This is a genomic window from Streptomyces aurantiaciflavus (genome assembly GCF_049808595.1).
Taxonomy (GTDB): domain Bacteria; phylum Actinomycetota; class Actinomycetes; order Streptomycetales; family Streptomycetaceae; genus Streptomyces.
Map to the genome: position 1 here is coordinate 78371 of NZ_JBNCAQ010000014.1, position 23030 is coordinate 101400.

The 23030-nt window shown below is 71.2% G+C and carries 18 protein-coding genes; 11 read left to right on the plus strand and 7 right to left on the minus strand.

Features of this window, described 5'->3' with window-relative positions:
• Positions 1-79: 79 nt before the first annotated feature.
• Positions 80-532 carry a DUF1569 domain-containing protein gene (locus ACPT94_RS18815; RefSeq protein ID WP_425246339.1) on the plus strand — a complete coding sequence of 151 codons (453 nt, stop codon included), beginning with the start codon at positions 80-82 and terminating at the stop codon, positions 530-532.
• 48 nt (positions 533-580) lie between these two features.
• On the opposite strand, the gene ACPT94_RS18820 is transcribed toward ACPT94_RS18815, so the two are convergent.
• On the minus strand, positions 581-3949 hold the full coding sequence (locus tag ACPT94_RS18820; protein WP_425246340.1) for an ATP-binding protein: 3369 nt from the start codon (positions 3947-3949) through the stop codon (positions 581-583).
• Positions 3950-4118: 169 nt separating this feature from the next.
• Between ACPT94_RS18820 and ACPT94_RS18825 the strand changes: the two genes are divergently transcribed.
• From ACPT94_RS18825 to ACPT94_RS18845, 5 genes are all read left to right on the plus strand, one after another.
• Complete coding sequence (locus ACPT94_RS18825; RefSeq protein WP_360333058.1) at positions 4119-4325, plus strand: hypothetical protein; 207 nt, start codon at positions 4119-4121, stop codon at positions 4323-4325.
• 108 nt (positions 4326-4433) lie between these two features.
• Complete coding sequence (locus ACPT94_RS18830) at positions 4434-5012, plus strand: MauE/DoxX family redox-associated membrane protein (protein ID WP_360333060.1); 579 nt, start codon at positions 4434-4436, stop codon at positions 5010-5012.
• A complete protein-coding gene (locus ACPT94_RS18835) occupies positions 5012-5545 on the plus strand; it encodes a TlpA family protein disulfide reductase (RefSeq protein ID WP_360333063.1) in 534 nt (177 codons plus the stop codon). The genes ACPT94_RS18830 and ACPT94_RS18835 overlap by 1 nt, the downstream gene beginning before the upstream one ends.
• A 191-nt stretch (positions 5546-5736) precedes the next feature.
• Positions 5737-7458: an ABC transporter ATP-binding protein gene (locus ACPT94_RS18840; protein ID WP_425246341.1), complete on the plus strand. Its 1722-nt coding sequence runs from the start codon at positions 5737-5739 to the stop codon at positions 7456-7458.
• 56 nt (positions 7459-7514) lie between these two features.
• Entirely contained in the window at positions 7515-8012 is a 498-nt protein-coding gene (locus ACPT94_RS18845) for a S26 family signal peptidase (protein ID WP_360333069.1), read from the plus strand.
• A 394-nt stretch (positions 8013-8406) separates the two neighbouring features.
• On the opposite strand, the gene ACPT94_RS18850 is transcribed toward ACPT94_RS18845, so the two are convergent.
• Entirely contained in the window at positions 8407-9291 is an 885-nt protein-coding gene (locus tag ACPT94_RS18850) for a helix-turn-helix transcriptional regulator (protein WP_425246342.1), read from the minus strand.
• A gap of 295 nt (positions 9292-9586) precedes the next feature.
• Between ACPT94_RS18850 and ACPT94_RS18855 the strand changes: the two genes are divergently transcribed.
• Both ACPT94_RS18855 and ACPT94_RS18860 read left to right on the plus strand, forming a co-directional pair.
• On the plus strand, positions 9587-10609 hold the full coding sequence (locus ACPT94_RS18855) for an aldo/keto reductase (RefSeq protein ID WP_360333075.1): 1023 nt from the start codon (positions 9587-9589) through the stop codon (positions 10607-10609).
• A gap of 37 nt (positions 10610-10646) precedes the next feature.
• Positions 10647-11645: an aldo/keto reductase family protein gene (locus ACPT94_RS18860; protein ID WP_360333078.1), complete on the plus strand. Its 999-nt coding sequence runs from the start codon at positions 10647-10649 to the stop codon at positions 11643-11645.
• A gap of 83 nt (positions 11646-11728) precedes the next feature.
• Here the strand turns inward: ACPT94_RS18860 and ACPT94_RS18865 are convergent, their stop codons facing one another.
• Entirely contained in the window at positions 11729-12067 is a 339-nt protein-coding gene (locus ACPT94_RS18865; protein WP_360333081.1) for an HAD family hydrolase, read from the minus strand.
• Between the two features lie 150 nt (positions 12068-12217).
• Here ACPT94_RS18865 and ACPT94_RS18870 point away from each other — a divergent pair, with 150 nt between their 5' ends.
• Positions 12218-15424, plus strand: a complete 3207-nt coding sequence (locus ACPT94_RS18870; RefSeq protein WP_425246343.1) for a family 78 glycoside hydrolase catalytic domain — start codon at positions 12218-12220, stop codon at positions 15422-15424.
• Between the two features lie 166 nt (positions 15425-15590).
• Here the strand turns inward: ACPT94_RS18870 and ACPT94_RS18875 are convergent, their stop codons facing one another.
• Positions 15591-16076 (minus strand): CYTH domain-containing protein, encoded by a 486-nt coding sequence (locus ACPT94_RS18875; protein ID WP_425246344.1) that lies wholly within the window; start codon positions 16074-16076, stop codon positions 15591-15593.
• A 278-nt stretch (positions 16077-16354) separates the two neighbouring features.
• On the opposite strand from ACPT94_RS18875, the gene ACPT94_RS18880 reads away from it, so the two are divergent.
• Both ACPT94_RS18880 and ACPT94_RS18885 read left to right on the plus strand, forming a co-directional pair.
• Positions 16355-17041, plus strand: coding sequence for a maleylpyruvate isomerase family mycothiol-dependent enzyme (locus ACPT94_RS18880; protein WP_425246345.1), 687 nt, complete (start codon positions 16355-16357; stop codon positions 17039-17041).
• Positions 17042-17251: 210 nt separating this feature from the next.
• Positions 17252-18007 (plus strand): hypothetical protein, encoded by a 756-nt coding sequence (locus ACPT94_RS18885; RefSeq protein ID WP_425246346.1) that lies wholly within the window; start codon positions 17252-17254, stop codon positions 18005-18007.
• A gap of 261 nt (positions 18008-18268) precedes the next feature.
• Here the strand turns inward: ACPT94_RS18885 and ACPT94_RS18890 are convergent, their stop codons facing one another.
• The 3 genes from ACPT94_RS18890 to ACPT94_RS18900 all read right to left on the minus strand — a co-directional run bounded on the left by ACPT94_RS18890 (position 18269) and on the right by ACPT94_RS18900 (position 22708).
• Complete coding sequence (locus ACPT94_RS18890) at positions 18269-19054, minus strand: DUF5995 family protein (RefSeq protein WP_425246347.1); 786 nt, start codon at positions 19052-19054, stop codon at positions 18269-18271.
• 292 nt (positions 19055-19346) lie between these two features.
• The gene (locus tag ACPT94_RS18895; RefSeq protein WP_425246348.1) at positions 19347-22241 is read right to left on the minus strand and encodes a tetratricopeptide repeat protein; all 2895 of its coding nucleotides are present in this window, start codon (positions 22239-22241) and stop codon (positions 19347-19349) included.
• A complete protein-coding gene (locus ACPT94_RS18900; protein ID WP_360333101.1) occupies positions 22238-22708 on the minus strand; it encodes a hypothetical protein in 471 nt (156 codons plus the stop codon). Before ACPT94_RS18900 ends, ACPT94_RS18895 begins: the two co-directional genes overlap by 4 nt.
• Positions 22709-23030: the final 322 nt, after the last annotated feature.

The window sequence follows — 23030 nt, forward strand, 5'->3', positions numbered from 1 at the left end:
GTTGCCGACGGGGGCCGGGGGCGGGGTCGAGGTGGGGTGCGGCGCGTAGAGGAAATTCGTACCGATGTATGGTCGCGGCGTGGCCTCACTCACCCTCCCTCAGCTCACTGAGCGGCTCCACAAGGACCTCGGTCGCCCCGAGCGTGACCTGTTGGCGCCGGGCGGTCCCTGGAACCTGTCCCAGACGCTGCAGCACTGCGCCCAGACCGTCCGCTACTCCGTGACCGGATACCCCAAGCTCAAGCCCGCCCTGTTCCGGTCCACGGCAGGCGCCCTGGCCAAACGCGTCTTCCTGCGCCGAGGAGCGATGAAGCACCCGCTCGGCGCGGAGATCGACGGAGCACCGCCGCTCGACCCGAACCTGCCCACGGCGGAGGCCGCGGCCGGCCTCGCGGACGCGGTGGCCCTGTTCACCGGCCACACGGCAGAGCACGCCCCGCACCCTGCCTACGGACGCTGTACGCACGACGAGTACGCACGGCTGCACGCCATGCATCTGGCCGAACACCTCCCGGGACTGGCCGGCGCCTGACGTCGCGCCGTACGTCGGCGAGCGGGGCCGCCGTGACCGATACGGCCGTCACTGGCAGGCGTCGAACAGCCTCTGGGCACGGGCTGCCTCATCGATGCCGGCGGGCTGGTCGCCCAACGCGGCCAGTGCGCTCGCCGCAACGGTGCGGGCCGAAGCCTCGTACAGCGGCATCGCCGCGTCGCTGAACACCGCCGCCGCTTCGAGCGCCGCACGCGCCGCGTCCGCGTTGTCCCGGAGCAGGGCCACCTCGGCGTGGGCCAGCAGTACGAGAGCGCGCACGGCCGCGGGCTGGTCGGCTGTCGCCACTCGGGCGGCTCGTCGCACCCACGTCTGCGCGGCTTCGATGTCGCCCCGGGCGAGTTCGGCCTGGGCCAGGGTACGAAACAACAACGGCCGTTCCGGTGCCTCGACGAGGGGCAGTTCCCGGCCGCCCCCGCCGTCGAGCACGGTGTGCACGCATCCCGCGGAATCTCCGCACAGCAGCTGGGCCTGGCTGAGCACCCCGATGACGACCGTTCCCCGTTCCGGCGCATCCCCCCGCCTCGCGGTGACCGCCTCCTCGCAGATCTTGAGCGCGGCCGGATGATGTCCTCGCCACAGGGAGACCGCGGCGGCCACAGCCATGGCCAGCGCACGGGGCTCGTTGGTGCCGAGCAGCAGGGCCGCCTCCAAGCCGTCGTCGGCGTACGCGGCCGCCTCACCGAGGTTTCCCAGTCCCAGGTGAGCGAAGGCCGTCGCGATGAGCAGGTCGGTCAGCAGGTAGTTCTGACCGGTCCGGCGGACCAGGGCCAGGCCACGGTCGAGGTGGCGGAGGGCCGCCTTGTGACGGCGGTGAAGGATCTCCGTCCAGCCGACCAGCATCAGCGCGTCGAGGTACTCCAAGAGGCGCCGGTCCTCGGTGTCGTCCAGGACCTTCACCGCGGCGTCGAGACAACTCGTTCCCTCGCTCGCCTCCCCGGCGGAGGTGTGGGCCAGCGCCAGCAGCGCACGGACCCCCGCCACTTGCACCGGTTCGCCCGCCCCCAGGGCCGAGAGCAGCGCGCGCCGGGCCCAGTCGACAGCCTGGGAGAAGTCGCCGCTGCGCAGCTCGGCGGCGGCGACCTGGACCTCCAGTGCGGCGGACTGCGCCGACGAGAGTTCGGTGTTCTGCGCCAGTTCGCGCCGGAGCACGGCCGTCGCCGCCTCGAACCTGCCCAGAAGCCGCTCCATCACCGCCAGGGAGACGACAGCCTGCGTGCGCAGCGGATGCGAGGGGACGAGCGCCCACGTAGTGAGCTCGCGCAACAGGTCGCGGCTCTCCCGCAGGTGTCCGGCCGTCCCCAGCGCGGTCGCCTCCTTCAGCTGCAGTTCCCAGCGGCGTGGATCGTCGGCGCGGAGCAGGCGCAGGGTCTCGCGCGTCCAACGCGCACTCGTCGCCGGCGCACTGACCATCAGGTCGTCGGCGGCCCGGGTCAACAGCGCGACAGCGGCCTCGTCCCCGGCACGCGCCGAGCGCACCACGTGCGGTGCCCGCGCGACGGGCGGTGCTCCGCGTCGGGCCAGGCCCGCCGCGGCGCGGGCGTGCGCCCCGAGCCGCCAGCCCGCTCCCATCCCGTCATACACGGCGCTGCGCACAAGGGGATGCCGGAACTCGAATCGTCGGACGGCGCCCACGGGACGCACCAGATCCCGACGCGTCAGTTCGTCCAGTGCCGACAGCACATCGCTCTCACCGACCTGCGCCACCACGGCCGTCATCTCCGCGTCGAACGGATCGTCGAGGACGGCCGCCGCGTGCACGACGACGCGGGCGACCGGCGGCAGGTCTTCCAGTTCGTCCAGCAGCGTGGCACGCACGGACAACGGCAGCTGGTCGTCCGGCCGTTCCTTGGTCTCCGCTCGATGCAGCAGCGCCTGCAGATACAGAGGGTTGCCCGCCGTGGCGTCGAACAGCTGACGGCACCTCAGTCGGCTGACCCGCGGTCCGCACAACTCCGCGGCTGCGGCTACCGACAGCGGACCGAGTTCAACCCTGGTCAGGCGGCTGTCGGCGTCGGCCTTGACCAATGCCGAGGCCAGTCTCGGCGGTATCTGGCGGGGGCGGTACGCGAGGACGACCGTCACCGTTCTTCCCGGCGGATGCCGCACGAGGTACTCGATGAGCTCGATGCTGCTCTCGTCCGCCCAGTGCACATCGTCCAGGACCAGCGCCAGCCTCGAACCAGGGTGTACCTCTTCCAGCAGCTCCCGCACCGCCCTGTGCAGGCGGAAGCGCTCGGCGGGCAGCGCAGCCCGCCCAGCCGTGTGCCGGTCGGCCAGCAAGGAGAACAACGAGCCCTGCGGATCCCGTTCATCGGCTTCGCCCGATCCCGCACAGTCGGGAGTCTCCGGCGTGAGAGCGCCGTCCAAGGCGTCGATGAACAGGCCGTAGGGGATCTCGCTGATCTCGGCGCCACGGCCGGCCAGCACCCTCACGTCGCTGTGCGCCGCGAGCGCACGGAACTCGGCCAGCAGCCTGGTCTTGCCGATGCCCGGTTCCCCGACGATCTCCACCACCCGCGGCTCGCGCGCTGTGCGGTCGTCGAGCACCGCTCGCAGAACGGCGACCTCCTCCACCCGTCCCACCAGGGGCTGCGGCCGCTCCACGCGGGGCGCCCCGGCTCGTGCCCGTGGCCCACGGGGCGCGACCTCGGGGGCGGGTGCGAGCCGGTCGGCGGCGGTGAGGATGTCCTGATGAAGCTGCTGCAACACGGGGCCGGGGTCCAGGCCGAGCTCTTCGCCCAGCAGCTGCCGGGTGCGGTGGTAGACGTCGAGGGCATCGGCGGCGCGGCCACAGCGGTAGAGGGCCAGAACCAGTTGGCCGGTCAGCCGTTCGTCCAGGGGATGCGCCTCCGCGAGAGGGGACAGCTCGTTCAGCACGCGACGATGCTGACCCAGACGCAGCCGGATGTCGGCCATGTCCAACTGCGCGGCCAGCCGTTCGGCATGCAGCACGTCGCGCAGGGTGTTGAACCACGGGGTGTCCGCCCCCGCGAACGCCTCTCCCCGCCACAGCCCCAGCGCCGCCTCCCACCACGCCACGGCCTGCTCATCCCCGTGCGCCCCGCGAGCACGGTCCGCCAGGCTGCGGAACTGGTTGACGTCCACCGCCCCCGCTTCCACCGCGAGGCGGTAACCGCCCTGCTCCCGAACGATGTCGAGCCCCGGTTCCGCCATCGCGCGCCGCAGCCGGGACACATAGCCGTACAGCACCTCCCGGCCCCGCCGCGGCGCGCTCTCCCCCCACACCCGGTCCACCAGCGCGTCCGCCGACACCACCCGACCGGCATCCGTGAGCAGGACGCCGAGAACCCGCCGCTGGCGCGCGTGCCCCACATCCATGGGTACGCCGTCCCACCACGCCTCGATGGTGCCCAGCATCCCGAATCGGACCGGCATCGGCGCCCCTTCCTGCCCCCTGCTTGATCACCGGTCTACCGGCCTCTGATCAGCCGCTCCAGCCTGATTCAAGACTTTCCGAAGGTTTGCCGACGGCCGCACCGGCACGGTGGCACTCAACGACCGGCTCCGCGTCCCGCGGTGCGGCGTCTGAGAAGAAGGAGAAGCCATGCTCGCCAAGATCGAAGCACTGGGCACCGCCCTGCTGGAACGCGTCGTGCCGAGCGTCACCGCGGACGCCGCGGCCGCCCCCGGCTGGTACCACTACGCCCAGTGCTGGCAGTGCAACAACGGCCCGTGGGGTCACTTCGGCTACAACGCGCCCTGCGAGGCGTACTGGAACGGCTCCAGGTTCACGCGCGGCATCTGCGGCTGACTGCCGGCGGGCCCCAGGTGAACACCGCCCCCGCCACCGGACCTCCTGGTGGCGGGGGCGACCGCCCCGGCCCGCGGGCCGCCGCAACCGCCGCCGAAGGGAACGGCATTGACCTCACTGGAGATCGCGGCACGCAGCCTCATCGGCACGGTCTTCCTGATCTCGTCCCTGAGCAAAGCGCGCAGCCGCGCGGCGTACCAGGACTTCGCGCACTCCTTGGCGCGGATGCGCGTGGTCCCCCCGGCACTGCAAGGACTCGCCGCACCGGCCGTCGTGACCGCGGAGTTCGCGGTCTGGGCGCTCCTGGCGGTGCCGACAGCACAAGCCGGGACACTGGGTCAGCTCCTGGCGACGTCGCTGCTCGCCGCGTTCACGGTCGGCATCGCCCGGACCGTCAGGCGGCGCTCCGCTGTCACGTGCCGCTGCTTCGGAGCCTCCGCCACACCTGTGGGCGTCCGGCACATCGCTCGCAACGCCCTGCTCGTCGTCGTGGCGCTGAGTTGTCTCCTGGCGCCGGTCTCGGGCTCGGCGAGCGCGGGCGAGGCGGCGGTGGCGGCACTCGCGGGGCTGGCCATGGGCCTGGTGACAGCAGCTCTCGACGAGATCCTCGCGCTCTTCCGGCCCCTCACGGACATCGAGGCGGACGGATCCTCCACTCGTTTCCCGATCGAACCCCGGGAGTCCTGATGTACGTCCTGACGGCCGCCTTCGTGCTGATGGCGGTGCTCTGTCTGCTGAACCTCCTGCTGACCGTCGGCGTGATCAAGCGTCTGCGCGAGCACACCGAGATCATCGCCCCCATCCGGCAGCAGGCCGGTATCCGAACAGGCGACGAGGTGGGCGACTTCAACGTGCTCAGCGTGGACGGCGAACCGCTGGGCCGCGCATCCCTGACGCACGACAGCGTCGTCGCCTTCTTCGCACCCGACTGCCGGCCGTGCAAAGCGCTGGTGCCGGAGTTCATCCGGTGGGCGGAAGCCGACGAGAACGACAGGGCCCACAGGATCGCGGTCGTGATCGGCGACGCTTCGGCCTCCGGTGAACTGGTGGCGATGCTGCGCCCCGTCGCCCATGTCGTCGTCGAGGAGCCGTTGGGCACGGTCAGCACGGCCTTCCGAACGTCCGCCACCCCCACGGTGCTACGGGTCGGCACCGTCCGCGGCCGGACCGTGGTGACGTCCGACCGGGTGCTGGCCCTGCCCACCGCGGCCGCCGCATGACGGGGGGCGATCGCGTGCGTGCACGGTCGTGGAGGAAAGCGTTGCCGGCGGTCCGCGCCGGGCTCTCCCGGACGGTACGCCTGGGGGGAGGGGCATCGCTGCTGGTGTGCAGGACGGCACCCTGGCACCTGTGCGCCTTCGCCGTGGCAACGCTCTGCCGTGGGGCCCTCCCCCTGGCCACCGCGTGGCTGATGAAGCTTCTGCTGGACGACCTCGTCCAGGGGGCCGGACTGTCCGTCCTGGCAGGGCTGGCGGCCGCCCTGGCCGCGGTCGGCATCGCGACGGCTGTCATTCCGCTCGTGGCGCAGTATCTGCATGCCGAACTGGACCGCCGGACGGGGGTGGCGGCCATGGACCAGTTGTTCGCGGCCGTGAACCGGTTCGTCGGTATCACCCGTTTCGAGGACCCGCGGTTCCTCGACGAACTCAGCCTCGCTCAGGCGGCGAGCCGAAGCGCCCCCCTCCAGATCGTCAGCGGTTGCCTCGACATCGTCGGCCAGGTACTGCCGATCCTCGGCTTCGCCGGTTCGCTCTTCGTGCTCAACCCGGTCATGGCCCTGATCGTCCTCGGAGCCGCCGTACCGACCTTGATCGCCGAAGGACTGCTCGCACGCCGGCGCGCGCAGCTCGTCATGGACATCAGCCCGATGGAACGCAAGGAGTTCTTCTACAACCAGCTGTTGAGCACGGTCGAGGGCGCGAAGGAGGTGCGGATCTTCGGCCTGGGGGGATTCTTCAGGACCTCCATGCGGCGCGAGCGCCTGGCCAACAACGCGGCCCGCAGGAGCATGGACCGCCGAGAACTGTCCGTGCAGTTCTGCCTGGAGAGCCTGGCCGCGGCGGTCTCGGGCGGTGGCCTGCTCTGGGCTGTGGACGCCGCACGTCAGGGCAGCCTGTCGGTCGGCGGCATCGCGTTGTTCGCCGCCGCCGTCACGGCGGTCCAGGGCGCGCTCGCCGCGCTGGCCACACAGACGGCGGCGACGGCCCAGGCGCTGCTCCTCTTCGACCGCTTTCGGGCGGTCACGGTTCTGGGATCCGATCTGCCCGTGTCCGAGCGGCCCAGGCCGCTGCCTTCCCTGCGGCGTGGGATCGAGTTCCGCGACGTGTGGTTCCGGTACGCGGACCAGTTGCCGTGGGTCCTGCGCGGGGTGAACCTCTTCCTCCCGCACGGGCAGGCTCTGGCTCTGGTCGGACTCAACGGCGCGGGCAAGTCGACCTTGGTGAAACTGCTGTGCCGGCTCTACGACCCGACCCGGGGCGCGGTCCTCTGGGACGGGGTCGACATCCGGGAGATCGACCCGGCGGAGCTGCGGTCCCGGATCGGCGTGGTCTTCCAGGACTCCCTGCACTACGACCTCACCGCTGCCGAGAACATCGGACTGGGTGACGTGGACGCGCTGACCGACCGGTCACGTATCCAGGAAGCAGCTCGCCGTGCGGGGGTCCACCCCTGTCTGGCCGCACTGCCGCAGGGTTACGACACACTGCTCTCGCGGAAGTTCGTGCTGACACCGGACGAGTCCGATCCTGCCGTCGGGGTGCTGCTGTCCGGGGGCCAGCAGCAGCGGGTCGCCCTGGCCCGCGCACTGATGCGGCACGAACGGGAACTGATGATCCTGGACGAGCCGTCCTCCGGCCTCGACGCGGAGGCCGAACACGAGATCCACACATCCCTGCGGCGCTTCCGCTCCGGGAAGACCAGCGTGCTGATCTCCCACCGGCTCGGAACAGTGCGGGAGGCGGACGTCATCGTGGTCCTGCGGGACGGCAGGATCGTGGAACAGGGCGGCCACGACGAGCTGTTGGCGGCAGGCGGGACGTACGCCGGGCTGTTCACCCTGCAGGCCAGGGACTACCAGGACCAGTCCGTGGGAACCGCGCCGGGCGTCTCCGACGTGGCGGTACCCCGGTGACGCCCCGCTCGGCCGACGCGGATCGCCCCCCTTCCTTCGAACCGGCGGCCGGGAAGATGCCCAGTCGGGAAGAGCTGGAGACGCTAGCGGCCTCCTGGCCTTCCTCCACGTCGACGCCCTCGCACGGATCCCGGCCGGGACGCCTCACCGGCTGTCTCGCCCGCCTGCTCGGGCGCCACCTGGTCCTGGTCACCGTACGCGGCCGAAGCATGGAACCCACCTACTACAACCGGGACCGCGTCCTGGTGGCGCGGGGGACCACGGCCCTCCGCGACCGGGTGGTCGTGGTCGCCGACCCGCATGAGGAGGAGGGTTTCCTGATCAAGCGGGTACTCGCGACCCCCGGCGATCCCGTGCCGAGAGACCGCGTCCCGGCCCTGTCCCGCGTGCCGGAACAGCAAGTGCCCAGCGGAAAACTCGTCCTCCTCGGGGACAACCCCGATCAGAGCCTCGATTCCCGGCAGATCGGCTACTTCTCCGGCTCGGGCGTGCTCGGCAGCGTGCTGCTGCGTGTGTTCCGCCACCCCCATCGGCCCGGGGGCGACGAGGGGTGAGGAGGCGGCTCTCCGCCGCAGGGCAGCCGCACGGGGGTCGGCTGCCGCCGGGCGGAGGTTACCGGGCGCAGGCTCGATACATCGATACTTCGCGAGCCGGGCGGTTACGGGTGGCGAGAGGCTCACCGAGCGCCAGAGAAGGGACTCGGGCGGGCGGTGCTGGAGATCGTGCTGCCGGCCTGCTGGCCGCCGTCGTATGACGGCATGGCACGTTTTTGGTGCGGGGTCGTTCAGTTCCCGACCGGGCCGTCGGGATGTGTGTAGAGGCGGCCCGGCCGACCAGATGCAGCGGGCGCCTCCCCAGGACGCCTGTCAGCCGACCCCGGACCAGTGACCCGACGCCGCGCCCGCGGCGGCGCAGGCACCGGGACCCTGGCGACAAATCGGCCCCTGCTCAGCGCTCGGCGTCGGACTGCGCCGCGGCCTCGTCCTGATCCTGGTTCTGGGTGGCAGCCCAACTGGCCAACAGCGTCAGAGCGTCCGCAGCGGGAGTGCCGGGCTCGGCGCTGTAGACGGTGATGGACAGCCCTTCGTCGCCGGGCAGGTCAAGTGACTCGTGGACCAGCTCCAGATCGCCCACCGCAGGGTGCCGGAACCGCTTGGTTCCGTCGGTGTAGACGTGCACGTCGTGCGCACCCCACAGGGTGCGGAAGGCGTCACTGCGGGTGGACAACTCACCGATCAGGCTCTGCAGTTCGCGGTCGTAGGGGTTCTTGGCGACCTCGACCCGCAGCACGCCCACCCCGTCGCGGGCCACGCGCTCCCAGTCGCGGTAGAACAAGGTCGCCCGCGGGTCGAGAAAGACGAACCGGCAGGGGTTGACCGGCTCCTGCTGCAACGCCTGGCAGTGCAGGGCACGGGCGAGCGGATTGGCCGCCAGGATGTCCATGCGGTTGTTGCGTACGTATGCCGGCTGGTCGTGCAGGCCCTCGATGATGCGGAGCACGCTGGGCCGTACGGTGGTCCTCTTCGGGCGGCGCCGGACGCGGGCCGGGCTGGTGCCGGCCGCGCGTGCCAGGGCGTACAGGTGATCCCGCTCGGTGTCGTCCAGCCGGAGCGCCTGAGCGAGCGCGTCCAGGACACTGTCGGAGACCCCGCCGAGGTTGCCGCGCTCCAGGCGGGTGTAGTACTCGACGCTCACCCCGGCGAGCATCGCGACCTCGCCCCGGCGCAGCCCGGAAACCCGCCGGTGGCCGTACACCGGCAGACCCGCCTGCTCGGGGGTGATCCTGTCCCGCCGGGAGCGGAGGAACGCGCTGACTTCGTCCCGGTTGTCCATACGGCCAGAGTAGGCAGCATCTGTCGCGGATGGGGGTCCCTGCCAGTACCCCTCACGACAGGGACTCCCGCCCCCCGGCCGACACCGGTTGCATGTTCTCGAGGGCCGCCAGGGCAACCATCTCCACACCCAGGCGTGTGCGACTGGACGGTCCGAGACGGCAGGCCCACCCGGATGTACCAGGCCGCCGACAGCGTCCTGGCCCAGCAGGCAGTGAACGGCTGACGAAGCACCCCCGCGGCGAGCACGAAGCGCCGCACCGTCTGCCGACCTGCCCCGACCCCTGGAGACTCTTGTGGAACACCGACTGCTCGGCCGTACCGGCCTGTCCGTCAGCAAGCTGTGCCTCGGTGCGATGATGTTCGGCCCCTGGGGCAACCCCGACCACGACGAGGCCACGCGAACGATCCACCGCGCCCTGGACGCCGGCATCAACTTCATCGACACCGCCGACGTCTACTCCAACGGCGAGTCCGAGGAGATCGTCGGACAGGCGATCAAGGGCCGCCGTGACGACATCGTCCTGGCCACCAAGTTCCACAACCCGATGGGGGAGGACCCCAACCAGCGCGGCAACTCCCGCCGCTGGATCATGCGTGCCGTCGAGGACTCGCTGCGCCGACTGCACACCGACCACATCGACCTGTACCAGGTGCACCGGCCCTCGCCCGACACCGACATCCAGGAGACCCTGGGCGCCCTGTCGGACCTGGTGCACCAGGGCAAGGTCCGCTACGTCGGCTCCTCCACCTTCCCCGGCAGCCAGATCGTCGAGGCCCAGTGGGCCGCCCACGACCGGCGCCTGGAGCGGTTCGTGTGCGAGCAGGCGCCGTACTCGATGCTGGTCCGCGGCATCGAGGCCGACGTGCTGCCCACCGCGGCCCGGCACGGCATGGGCGTGATCACCTACAGTCCGCTCGCCGGCGGCTGGCTCTCCGGCCGCTGGCGCCAGGACGCCGACCTGCCCACTCCCTCCCCGGCCCGGCAGCGGCTGGCCGACCGTTTCGACATGTCCCTGCCGGTCAACCAGCGCAAGCTGGAGGCCACCGAAGCCCTCGCCCACCTCGCCGAGGACCACGGGATGACGCTGATCGAGATGGCCATCGCGTTCGCGCTCAACCATCCCGCGGTCGTCTCCACCCTCATCGGCCCGCGCACCCTGGAGCACCTGGAGACGCAGCTGCCCGCAGCCGATGTGACCCTGGACCCGGCGGTCCTGGACCGCATCGACGAGATCGTCGCCCCCGGCACGGTCATCAACCCGGCCGACACCAGCTTCGTCAACCCCGCCCTGGAGCCGGCGGCCCGCCGGCGCTGACCGGGTACCCGTCACCCGTTCACCGGAAGGAGCAACCATGCGGTACCGCAAACTCGGCAGCTCGGACCTGGAGGTCTCCGAGATCTCCCTCGGCTCCTGGCTCACCTACTCCGGCGGCATCGAGGCGGACGCGACGCGCGCCTGCACCGAGGCGGCGTTCGACGCGGGCGTCACCTTCTTCGACACCGCCAACGTCTACGGGCGGGGAGCCGCCGAGTCGGCGTGGGGAGACATCCTCTCGGCTCGCCCACGCGACTCGTACATCCTGGCCACCAAGGTCTACTTCCCGACGTCGGACGACCCGGCCGACCAGGGCCTGTCCCCGGCGCAGATCGCCCAGCAGATCGACGCCTCCCTCACCCGCCTGCAGACCGACTACGTCGATCTCTACCAGGCGCATCGCTTCGACCCGTCCGTGCCGATCGAGGACACCGTCGAGGCGTTCCAGAAGGTCGTCGAGCAGGGCAAGGCCCGCTACGTCGGCTTCAGCGAGTGGACCCCGGAGCAGATCCGGGCCGCGATCGACGTCGCCGGCCCCGATCTGTTCGTCTCCTCCCAGCCGCAGTACTCCATGCTGTGGCAGGCCCCCGAGGCCGAGGTCTTCGGCCTCTGCGCGGCCAACGGCATCTCCCAGATCGTCTGGTCGCCGCTGGCCCAGGGCGTGCTCACCGGCAAGTACAAGCCCGGGCAACCCGTCCCCGAGGGAAGCCGGTTCGCCTCCGCGGAGATGGCGGTGTCCCAGGACCTCGTCTACAGCGACGCCACCCTCGAAGCGGTCCAGCGCCTGGTCCCGATCGCCGAGGAGGCGGGGATGAGCATGGCCACCCTGGCGCTCGCCTGGGTTCTGCGCCGCGGCGAGGTCGCCTCCGCGATCACCGGCGCCTCCCGCCCCGAACAGGTCCATGCCAACGCCGCCGCCTCCGACGTCGAGCTGTCCGACGACCTGCTGACCGCGATCGACCAGGCTCTCGGCGACGTCCCCGTCACCGAACCGACCCTCGCCCCGGGCGCGCAGGCCGGCGTCAAGCACCGCTGACAGTGCACCACGGTCGGGCCCGGCGGCAGCGGGCCGCCGCCGCGTCGCCGGGCCACCGCCGACAGGCCACCACGCCGGCGTCGTCAGACCAGCAGGCCGCCGCCGTCCGTGACCACCACCGACCCCGTGCTGTAGCCGCCGCGCATGAGATACAGGTACGCCTCGGCGACATCCCGCGGCTCGCCCACCCGCCCGACCGGGGTGACGCTGACAGCGGCCGGACGCCAGCTCCTGGACGACGCCCGTCCTCTGCCGATCGCGAAGAGGGCGATCTTGAAGAGGGCGATCCCCGAAGCGAGCGCGACGCCGTTCTCGACGGCCTGGCTGGGGCTGGTGTTCGCGCGGTCGAGCCAGTAGGCGTGCACCCCCACGCCCTGGGCGCCTTCGGCGTCGAGGGTGTACGTGTCTCCGACGTAGGCCACTTCCTGTGGCTGGACGCCGAGGGGGCCGTTTAAATCGTTTCACTCGCTGCGCCCCCAATCACCTCCGACCCATTGACCATCTTTGGTGCGGAACCCTAACCTCCGGGCAATCGCCTTGAAACCTTTCACCAACCGAACCGAGGGTGCACCATGTCCTGGGACCTGTCGCGTCGAAGACTTCTCCAGCTCGGCGGTGCCGCGACCGCCTCCGTCGTTCTGTCGGGCACCAGGGCCTTCGCCGCACCCGATTCAGGGACGGCGGTCGCCGCCCCCGGGAAGCCCCTCGCGCCGACCGGGATGCTGGCCGATCTGCTGCCTCAGGCGCTCGTGACGAGCACGGGGCGGCGTCCCCGGTTCAGCTGGCAGGTGCCCGACTTCGGCGCGGCTACCGTCCAGCGCGCCTATCAGCTGCAACTGGCGGCCACCCCGGGCGGGTTCGAGGACGACCAGCTGGTCTGGGACTCGGGGAGGCGGCAGTCCGGCGACTCCACCGCCGTACCGTACGAGGGGCCCGCGCTGCAGCCCCGTACCGCCTACTGGTGGCGGGTCAGCAGCTGGGGCAAGCAACGGTCGGCCTGGTCGGAGCCGGCCCTGCTGGCGACCTCGGTGGAGAACGAGTGGGAGGCCGCGCCGATCTGGGTGCCGGCCGGGCCGGTCATGACCGACGGGACCCTCACCGCCCGGCTGAAGATCACCGCGGTGGCCGCCGGGGTGTGGTTCCGCGCCGCGAACACCGCCAACAACTACATGTGGCAGTTGCGCGCGGGCAGCCCCGGAGTGCTCCGCAAGCACGTGTGCGTCAACGGCACCTACACCGTCCTCGCCGAGGTCAGACTGCCGTTCGCGGTCACCGCGGGCGAGTGGCTGGACTTCGCCGTCACCATGACCGGCTCCACCTTCACCACCACCGTGAACGGCACCGTCGTCGACACCACCACCGACACCCGCTACGCGTCCGGCAACACAGGCCTGCGCAACGGCCTCACCGAATCCCAGGTCTACGACCAGATCACGTTCACCGCCGCCGACGGCACCGTCCTCCTCGACGACGACTTCACCTCCGACAAGGGCACCTTCTCCGCCGGCACCGTCTCCGGCGGTGTGCTCACCTTCCCCACCGGAGCCTCCTCGCTCTCCTCCTACGGCGCCGACGACACCTGGGCGCTGCTCCGGCACGAGTACGGCACCGCGGCCGGCAAGGAGGTGGCCGCCGCCGTCCTCTACGTCGCCGCCACCTCGCCGGGCCCCGCCCGTCAGTACGTCGCCAAGGTGTGGAGCAACGGCACCCCGGTCGGGTACGCCTCCGTGCGCTCCGGCACCGGGACGGCCTACCAGGCGTTCGACATCACCTCCACCCTGCGCTCCGACGGGAAGGCCAACGCGCTCGCCGCCCTGTGCTGGACCACCTCGCAGCAGAAGTTCCTGGCCCAGCTGGAGATCACGTACACCGACGGCAGCCGGTCCACCATCGCCTCGGGGGACCACTGGAAGGCGCGTCGCCAGGCCGGGCTGCTGCCGTCCAAGGGCAGCGCGGGCAGCAGCTACTTCACCGTCCCGCAGGAGTACTGGGACCTGCGCCGCGAGCCCGTCGGCTGGACCGAGCCCGGCTTCGACGACGGCGACTGGGCCGCGGCGGCGGTCCGCAGCGCCATCACCGACCTGGTCCCCGCCCCGATCGAGCCGGTACGGCTGCACTCCGTCACGCCCGCCTCCGTCACCAAGGTCGCCGACGGGCGCTGGCTGGTGGACCTCGGCCGGGAGATCGTCGGGGGGCTTGCCCTGGAGGTCACCGGCAGCGCGGGCGACACCGTCGAGGTGCGGCTCGGCGAGGAACTGAACGCCGACGGCACCGTGAGGTACCAGCTGCGCGCCACCAACACCTACCGCGAGGTGTGGACCCTGCGCGACGGCGACCAGCGCGTCGAACACTGGGGCTACCGCGGCTTCCGCTGGGCCGAACTGCGCACCACCGTCGACCTGTCGAAGGCCGTCGTCACCGGCCGCGCCTGGAAGCTCGACTGGGACGCGTCGCACGCCTCCTTCCGCAGCTCCGACCCGGCCCTCGACCGGGTGTGGGAGCTGTGCCGCTACTCCATCGAGGCCACACGCGGCGACCTCTACACGGACACCCCGACCCGCGAACGCGGCCCGTACGAGGGCGACGCGCTGATCAACCAGCTGTCGGAGTACGGCGTCCAGCGCTCCTACGCGCTCGCCCGCTGGTCCAACGACTACCTGGCCCGCCAGGGCACCTGGCCCACCGAGTACCGGCTGATGTGCGCGATCTCCGCATGGGAGGACTACCTCGCCACCGGCGACGACCGGCAGCTCGCCAAGGACTACGACCTGCTCGCCGCCAAGAACCTCACGTCCTACCTGGATTCCCAGGGCCTGGTCCGCAAGGCGCCCGGCTCCACCAGCCAGGATCTCGGCGACCTGGTCGACTGGCCGGCGGCCAGCCGCGACGGATACGTCTTCACCCAGGTCAACACGGTCGTCAACGCCTTCCAGTACGCGGCGTTCGACGCCCTCGCGAAGTGTGCGGCCGCGCTGGGCAGGACGGACGACGCCGCCCAGCTCGGCAAGCGCGCCGACACCCTGGCCTCGGCGATGCGGGCCACCCTGCTCGACAGCTCGGCCGGGCGGTTCGTGGACGGCGTCGGCACCACGCACAGCGCCCAGCACGCGACCGCCTTCCCGGTGGCGCTGGGTGTCGCGGACGGCCTGACCGACGAGGTGCTGACCAGGCTCGGCGACACCCTCGCGGCGGGCGGCATGAAGGTGAGCGTCTACGGGGCGCAGTTCCTCCTCGACGCCCTCTTCCGGCTCGGCCGCTCCGACGCCGCGCTCGCGCTGCTCACCTCCACGGCCACCAACTCCTGGCTGCACATGCTGGACGCGCTCAAGGCCACCATCGTCACCGAGGCCTGGGATCCCGCGCTGAAGTCCAACATGACCCTCTCCCACGCCTGGGCCTCCGCGCCGGCGAACGCCGTCGCCCGGCACATCCTGGGCGTGCAGGTCAGCAAGCCCGGTGCCGCGGAGTTCCTCATCCGCCCGAGGACCGGTGCCCTGTCCGAGGCCGAGGGGACCGTGCCGTCCCTGCGGGGCCCGGTGTCCGTCTCCGTACGGCGCTCCGCCGACGCGCACACGACCCGGGTGACGGTGCCGCCGAACGCCCGTGCCGTGCTGGAGGTGGAGATCGGCGACGCCGACCCGGCGGCGTACCGGGTGACGGGCCCGGCCGACGGGGGTGGAGCGGTGACGGCCAGGCCGTTCACCGATCTGACGGGCACGGTGCTGCGGATCGGGCCGGTCGGCTCGGGCACGACCGAGGTCGTGCGTACGTCAGCCTGAGCCCACCGCGCCGTACGAAGGGCAGCAGGCGGTCCGCCGTGTCGGCGGCGGCCGCGTCGACCGGTCCGGCAGCCGAGGCGTGAGCAGGTACCTGGTCATCATCGGGACGTCGTTGTGGGCGGCCTCGCCGATCAGGGCCCGGCCCGCAGCAGCCTCCTGCTCTCGGCTAGGACCCCTCGGCGTGGATGCCGTACTCGGCCAACCAACTGCGCAGTTCCTGGCGGGAGGTCCGGACGAGGCGCCCTCCGGTGAAGCGGGCGTCGTCGGTGACCTCCGCCACACACTCGGCAGGAGGCGTGAAGGACTGCGCCTCCTCGTCGGTGGTGAACTCGGCCTCGGCGAGCACCAGGCCCTGAAGGTGACCGTCGAAGACGTCAACGCCCAAGGGAGGGATGCTGAAACGGGTCTTGGACAGCACCCCGGCCGGCAGCGAGGCGAGCACGTCGTACTCGGCCGGCGACAGGTACGTATTCGTGATCAGGCCCTGGACGGCGCCGGGCTGAGGAACCGGGACTTTCTGGGTGAGCTTGAGCTCGCGGCGGCCGTCGGAGAGTTCGGCTCGCCGTAGTCTCAGGCGGGTTCCCAGCAGGTACCGGTCGGTGATCACGCGGCTGACGGTCACCGACGACGGCGCCGGCGGGTTGGCCAGCAAGAACCGTCTCTCTCGCTCAACCCGTGCGTACTTGCCCGGGCGAACCGTCTGACCTTCGAGCCCACCTGCCTTGTCCGTCATGAGGACAGCTTCTCAGCCGCCTCTTCTGCTGCGGCTCTAGCAGCTCTGTGAGGCGCTGTTCGGCGAGCACCCCGCCGCATGGCAGTCTGCTGGCTGAGCGGTAAGCCCCTCAAGGACCTCGCGGCTCAGGGCCCTGCTCTTGTCGACCAGACCTCCGCACAGGAAGACAGCAGCTCATGCAACCTCCCGTCGCAGCAGTGATCGAAGCCCACAGCACCCTGGCAGGGCTTGTCGCCGGACTGAACGATCAGCAGGTCGCCGGGGCGTCCTTCCTTCCGGGCTGGTCGCGCGGCCACGTACTCGCGCATCTCACCGACAACGCACGGATGTTCGCCCGCCTCGCGGAGCATGCCCTGCGCGGAGAACTCGTGGCGGGCTACGACGGGGGCGTGGAAGAGCGCAACGCGATCATCGAGGCAACAGCCGGCCGCAGTGCCACCGAGCACCGCGCCGAACTTGCCAGGTACACGGCCCGACTGGAGGCGACGTGGGCACGCGCCGACGAAGAGGACTGGGGCCGACCGGTCACCTTCCGCAATGCGGACCTTGCCGCAACGGTCTGGGCCCGCTGGCGCGAGGCATGGATCCACATGGTCGACCTGGACCTCGGCGTCCGGCCGGATGACTGGCCCGAGGAACTGGCCGCGCACGCGATCGACTTCCTTCTCTGCCGCCTTCCGGCAGGCACGCGGGTGCGTGCCGAGGACGTACCCCGACAGTGGTCCGTCGACAGCGGGCCGGGCACGGTGGTCACCGGACGGGTGCGTGACCTGGCGGCCTGGCTGGCCGGGCGCACGCCCACGGTCTCGCCCGCGCCGGCGCACGGACTGCCCGCCCTCGGGCCCTGGCCGCCCCACCCCCCGCAGCGACTCGACCGCGCGTGACGATGCCGGCCTTCAACCGGGCGCACACCGGGCAGCCATGGTGCGGCCCAACTGGCCCCGCCCCACTGGCTCTGGGGGTGCTGACGGGGCTGGTGGTTGTCAGTAGGGGCTGGTGATGGTCAGTGGAAGTACGTAACGGACTGCGTATTTCTCGGGTGGAGGTCTCCCGGGGTAGGCGGGGTGTCAGCGCAGGCGTTTACTGTGCCGACCATGCAGACGATCTACCAGACATGGGCGGAGACGGTCACTCTGTTCGAGCGACGCGGCTTCCCGCAGGCGTCCTACGGCAGCCTGGACGAGGACGAGTACATCCTGCACCCGGGGGCCGCGGCACTGCCCGGCTCGCTCTGGCTGGACGACCACCAGTACCGGCACCGGAATCCCTGGATCAAGGCCGGTGGCCGACCTGAGTACGAGGGAATCGACGGCGCGGTCTCCGGATACGTCATCGACGGCGACCTCCACGTCGACGGCAACATCCTCAACCTGGACTACGGCAGTCCGTCGCTGATCGTGCTCGGCGATCTGAAAGCCGCCAACCTCGTCCTCACCGGCACCTCGTACCTCCTGGTCCAGGGCGACATCGAGGTCGAGACCTTCATCGGCAACTCCACGGACCAACACGTCGACGTCCTCGGTGACTTGCGTGCCACGCTGGCGATCATGTGGGACGAGTTCCTCCCCGAGGTCGGCGGGCGCATACGCGGCCGGGCCCTGGTACCCGACTACGTCGACCTCGACGGCTGTGGCCTGGACGTCGAGGATCCGGAGCCACACGCCGGCCTGTCCGACCTCGTGGTGCCGGACGTTCTCATCGCCGGCGGCGACGCCTCCGGTGAGGACCTCCACCTCGCCGACGCGGGCCTGCGCTACGGGCACATGATCGACCGGATGCTGCGGGGGCTGCCCGTGGTACGCGGTGGGCGCACAGTCGCCCCGCTGGAGGTGCTGCCGCCGAAGGAGTGAGCCGAAGGAGCGGCAACTCAGCCACTGACCACGGACACGCGCCGCAGGGCGGCTCCGGTGCCATCCGTATGCCGTCCCGCATGTGACCGCCGACGCTCCCCGGGGGACCGCAGTGCCTCGGGGAGCGTCGGCATGGGAATCGTCCTCACGTGGGCCTGCTGAATCGCTCTGTCGAGCGACAGCCAAGGCTCGTCCTGACACCGGGGGAGCAGGTGTTCGGCGCGGGCTCCAGCGGATGCCGGACGGTCGATCCGAGGGGCCTCACCCCGTCCCCTGCCGGGCAGAGGATTGCTCCATGGCGTTGTCCAGATGAGTGATGACGGCCGGCACGTCATCACTCTCGGTGCTCCGGATCAGATGCAGGGCCGGCCGGACGAGGCCCCCCGGTCGCGCTATCAACCGTGCGAGCACGGCGGCCCGGATGTCCAGCCGCTCGATGGTGGCCTCGCGCTCCTCTTCGCTCTGGCCGGCAAGCAGGACGGCATTGTACCACGCTTCCTCCCGGGACTGACGGACACTGAAGTCGAGGATCCGCTCGTCGGTGCGGGCTCCGACCTGATCCAGCAGCGACATCAGGGGCGACAGGGCGCCGATCGAGTCCTGCACCGCCAGCACCACCCGCCCAAGGATGTCGTTGATCAGCAGAAAGTCGCGCCGTAACCCGTGGATGGCCGCGCCCGGGCTGGTCCGCGCGGCGGCGATGGCCAGATCGAGGTTGATGTGCGCGTTCACGCCGAGTATCAGGTGCTGGACGATGATGGTGTCGGCGTCGTCGAGCAGCCCGAACGTCTCGCGCCAACAACGCGGCCCGCTCCTGTCACGACGCCAGGCGTCGTACGCGTCGAAGTAGCGGTTGCCGAAGAGCGTGTCGAAACGGTCCATGCGGGCGCCGTCGTCGAACAGCCCACCGTGAATGGCCGTGCGGACCTCGACGGTCACCTGCCGGTACAGCGCCGCGAAGTACCCGACCCGGTCACCGGCGCGGCCGGCCTCCCGCACGATCCCGGCAAGCCTGCCCACGACATCGTCGATGTTCTCTGCCGCCATGCCCAACTCCCCTCTCGCATCCCCTTGTTCGGCCTGCTGTCGGCAGGTCGTTCACAGCCCCGTCCTACCACCGCACACCGGGCACGGTCCCCGTCCCGCAGGAAACGGGACGGGAGCCCCGCTCGTCTTCTCGCCACGGCCACGGCCGCGGCGCACACCGGGGAACGTGACTGCGCGTGGGGACAGGCACTGCGGGGCGGGGGTCAGCCGGTGATCGCCTGGGCTGCCTGACGTGCGTGGCCGTGGTGGTGGTGTACGGGATTTGTCTGGTGGTGCCGCAGTTCCGCGATGCTCAGCCGTGCGACGCTCCCGGGGGCCGCCGCCGCAGACAGGCCTCTTTGGTGTCCCGTAGTTTGTCGACGAGTTCCGCGTACGCCACCGGATTCACCGAAGCGGTCCGGTCGGCCAGCGTGAGAGCCTCGTCGACCGCGGCGAGTGCCTCCTTCCAGCGGGAGGCCAGGGCGAGGAAGCGGCCGATGTTGTTCAGGGCGCGGGCCAGTTCCAGGGTGTAGACGGCGGGATTGTCGGCCACGGCGCGACGGTAGAGCTTCGCCGAGCGAATGGTCGCCCTCAGGCCCTCGGCAGGCCGTCCGTTGGCAGCCAGACAGAGCCCGAGGTGGGTGAGCGACTGGGCCAGGTCGGCGCGGTACACCTCGGGTTCCGCGGCAGCCAGCCGTTCCCGGATCGCCACGGCCTCCTCACACGCCGTCAAAGCCTCGACGGGACGGTTCGCCGACAGGCGGAACCAGCCGAGGTTCGTCAGGGACATGGAGAGGAGGGGTTCGTAGGCGGCGAGGTTCCCCGCAGCGAGCCGCCGACGGAGAGCGACCGATTCTTCCGTCACCCCGATGGCCTCCTCCCAGTGCCCGGCCTCGGACAGGTCGACGCCCAGACTGGTGAGGGCGATCGCCAGATTCCCCTCGTGCGCTTCGGGGTTGATCTTCGCCAGGCGGCGGTAGAGCGCGGTCGCCTGCCGTGAGGTCTTCAGGGCTTCCGGGCGTCTCCCCTGCGCCGCCAGATGGTTGGCGAGATTGATCAGCGAGTCCGCCAGGTCGGGCTCGTAGGCCGCGGGGTCCTGGTCGGCGAGCCGGCGCCGGACCGCGACCGCCTGCCGCAGTGCGTCCGTGGCGTCGGCCGGGCGGCCCATGTCGGAGAGCTGGTTGCCGTGGTTGTGCAGGGCCTGGGCCAGGAACTCCTCACCGACCGGGTCGGCCGCCGCCAGACGGCGCCAGACCGCCACGCTCTCTTCCGAGGCGGCCAAGGCCTCTTCTCCGCGGCCCAGCATGGCCAGCCACAGCCCCACGTTGCTGAGGGTGCCGGCATACAACCCCTCGTACGTCTCGGGCCGGGCTGCGGCGAGCCGCCGGTAGGACGACACCGCTTGCTGTGTCGCCGCCAGTGCCTCCTCACCTCGGCCCAACAGAGCCAGGCCGGTGCCGAGATGTGTGAGGGCCGCGGCGAGCTCGGGTTCGTAGGTGGCGGCGTCCCGGGCGGCCAGGGGTCGGTAGGCGGCCACGGCCTCCTCGAATGCCTCCAGGGCGCGTTCGTGCAGCCCCGCGTTCGACAGGCGGTTGCCGAGTCTGCGGTACTCGGCGGCGCGGGTGGCGAGGTCGTCGTCGCTCGCGTCGGCGAGCCGGTACTGGGCCAGCCGGGAGGCCACCGAGGCGATGCCCGCGTCGAGGTCGACATGGCGGCGCAGCGGGAAGTGGGACTCGACGGCGGCCAGCAGCTCGGGGGGAACGTCGTCGAGCGCGGCGAGGGCAGCGAGTGCCGCACTTCCCGCCACGAGCGCCAGGGCTGGATCGGCACCGAGCAGCGGATAGAGGTACCCGGGCCCCAGGTGCGGCCAGCGCTGGGCTGCGGCGACGAGAAAGGTGACCGCGCGGGGAGTCCAGACGGGGGCCGTGCCCTGCTCGTCCCGGGACAGCAGCGTCGTGACCGTCTCCTGGGACCAGGGCGTGGCGGGGTAGTCGGCTGTGTGCCCGGGCAGGGTGAGCGCGAGGAAGTCCTCGGCCAGCAGGTCCGGATAGAGGGGTTCGAGCACGGTCCCGTGGTCAGGATCGGGAGGGGGATAGCAGTACGAGTGGTCGGCGAGCACCTGCGGAGCCGGCAGGGGGACGGAGAGCTCCTCCATCACCGAGACGCCCGCCCGGGAGCTGACCGGGCCGGTGAGGGCCGCGGCGAAGACAGCGTGGTTCATGACCCGCGGCGGAGTCCCGAACTCCCGCTGTGCGCCGGCCGGTCGCTGAGCCGGGCGGCCGCCGGCGCTGAACAGCTGCGCCCACTGAAGGTGTTCGCGGTCGAGGAGATAGACGGTGAGCCCGGCCATCTCCGAAGGCGGCCGACGGCCGGTGACATGGGCGTCCACCGCCACGAGCGCCGCCATGTGCAGGGCGAGCGTGAGCCCGAAGCCCGGCTGGTCGAGCGGGCCGGGCGGTGGCAGGGCCCGCGCCGGGACGGGGAGGCCGTACCGGGAGGCGAAGGCGTCGCGGGCGGCTGAGTACATGTCCGCGCGTTCGTCGGAGCCGTCCGGTAACTCGCCCAGCTGCTGGATGGACGTGCTCGCCTGGTGGTTGGCCAGCGCGCCGCGGAGCGCGGGCCAGGACTCTGCGGTCCGCGCCAGCAGGAGAACTCGCGTCCGTGTGCCGGGCCGGTGCAGGAGGGCGTTGCTGAGGAGCCAGGTCAGGTGGGTCAGCGGCCACCGGTCGGCATAGTCGACCAGCAGGACGATGCCCTGGCGGTCACCGGTTCTCAGGTCCTGGCTGCCTGGTGGCGGCTGGACGGCACTGGGGCCGTGCGTGGCGGTGACCACCTGCCACCCCGCCTCCGCGGACTCACGCAGGAACCTGTCACCGAGCCGTGTCTTGCCCTGACCGCCGGGTGCGTGCAACCACCGCACGGCAAGGCGCGGACCGTTGTCACGCCACTGCCGGAGTGCGGCCAGTTCGGGCTCCCGGCCGGTGAACGGGACAACGGAGAAACGGGCGTTGAGCATCCGGCTCGGCAGCTCGGACAGCCACTCGGCGTCGGCCTCCGGAGAAGGACGCCACTTGGCCAGCAGATAGACGGGCGTCCCGTCCCCGAACACGTGGATGTCCGCCCCGATCGTGCCGTAGGCGAATCCCGCGGTTGCCGTGACCCGCTGCTCGACATGCGGCTGCGGCTCGCCGAATCCGCCGGCCGTCACCGGTCGGCGGGCGGAGCGTCCGGGGGCTCTGGGGCGGGCGTGGCGGGCGCCGGCGGTGGCTGATGGACGATGACGTTTCCACCCAGCGCGGCGAAGACCTGTCCGTTGTCCCGGGACACGTTGTTCTGGACCCAGTGGCGCTCGTGCTGCGGTAGCGCGGACAGCGACCCGGATATCAGCGCGCGGAGCTCCTCGGCGGCGTCAGGGTGCTCCCGCACCAGGGTCTCCAGCCGCAACTGCCATGCGGCCAGCAGAGCTTGGCGCGCCTGGACGGCGTCGGACGCCCCGGCCACCAGGGAGGCATCGTCCTCCAGACACACGCGGACGGCCGTCTGCTGCTCCTCACCGGTTCTCCGGAACAGCCGGACCACGGCTGCCCGAGTGCTCGCCCAGGCATCGGTGGCCATCGCAGCGACGACGGCGGCACCGCCACTGGCGGCCAAGGCGGTGAGTGACTCATCCAGCATCGTGCCTCCCTGAGCCGGCCCCATGTGGGGCGATCCCGGTGCGGTACGGCCTGTCTCCCGTGGTCGGAGAAGGTAACACGGCTCGCCGAGCGAGGGATGAGGCTGTGTATGACCGATTCCTGAGCTCACCGCCTCCTCCCTGGGCGGGTGGAACGCTCGGCGCACGCCTTGAGAACCGCTTCGCGGTACGACCGCCGCCGCGACCAGCGGCTCGTTCGTCATGGGGAAGAGCAGCTCGCAGGCCGTCGACCTCAACGGAGGCGGGGAACCACCGGGCTTGCGAGCGGCTCTTCCCCATGACGAACGGCCGGGTGTCAGGCGT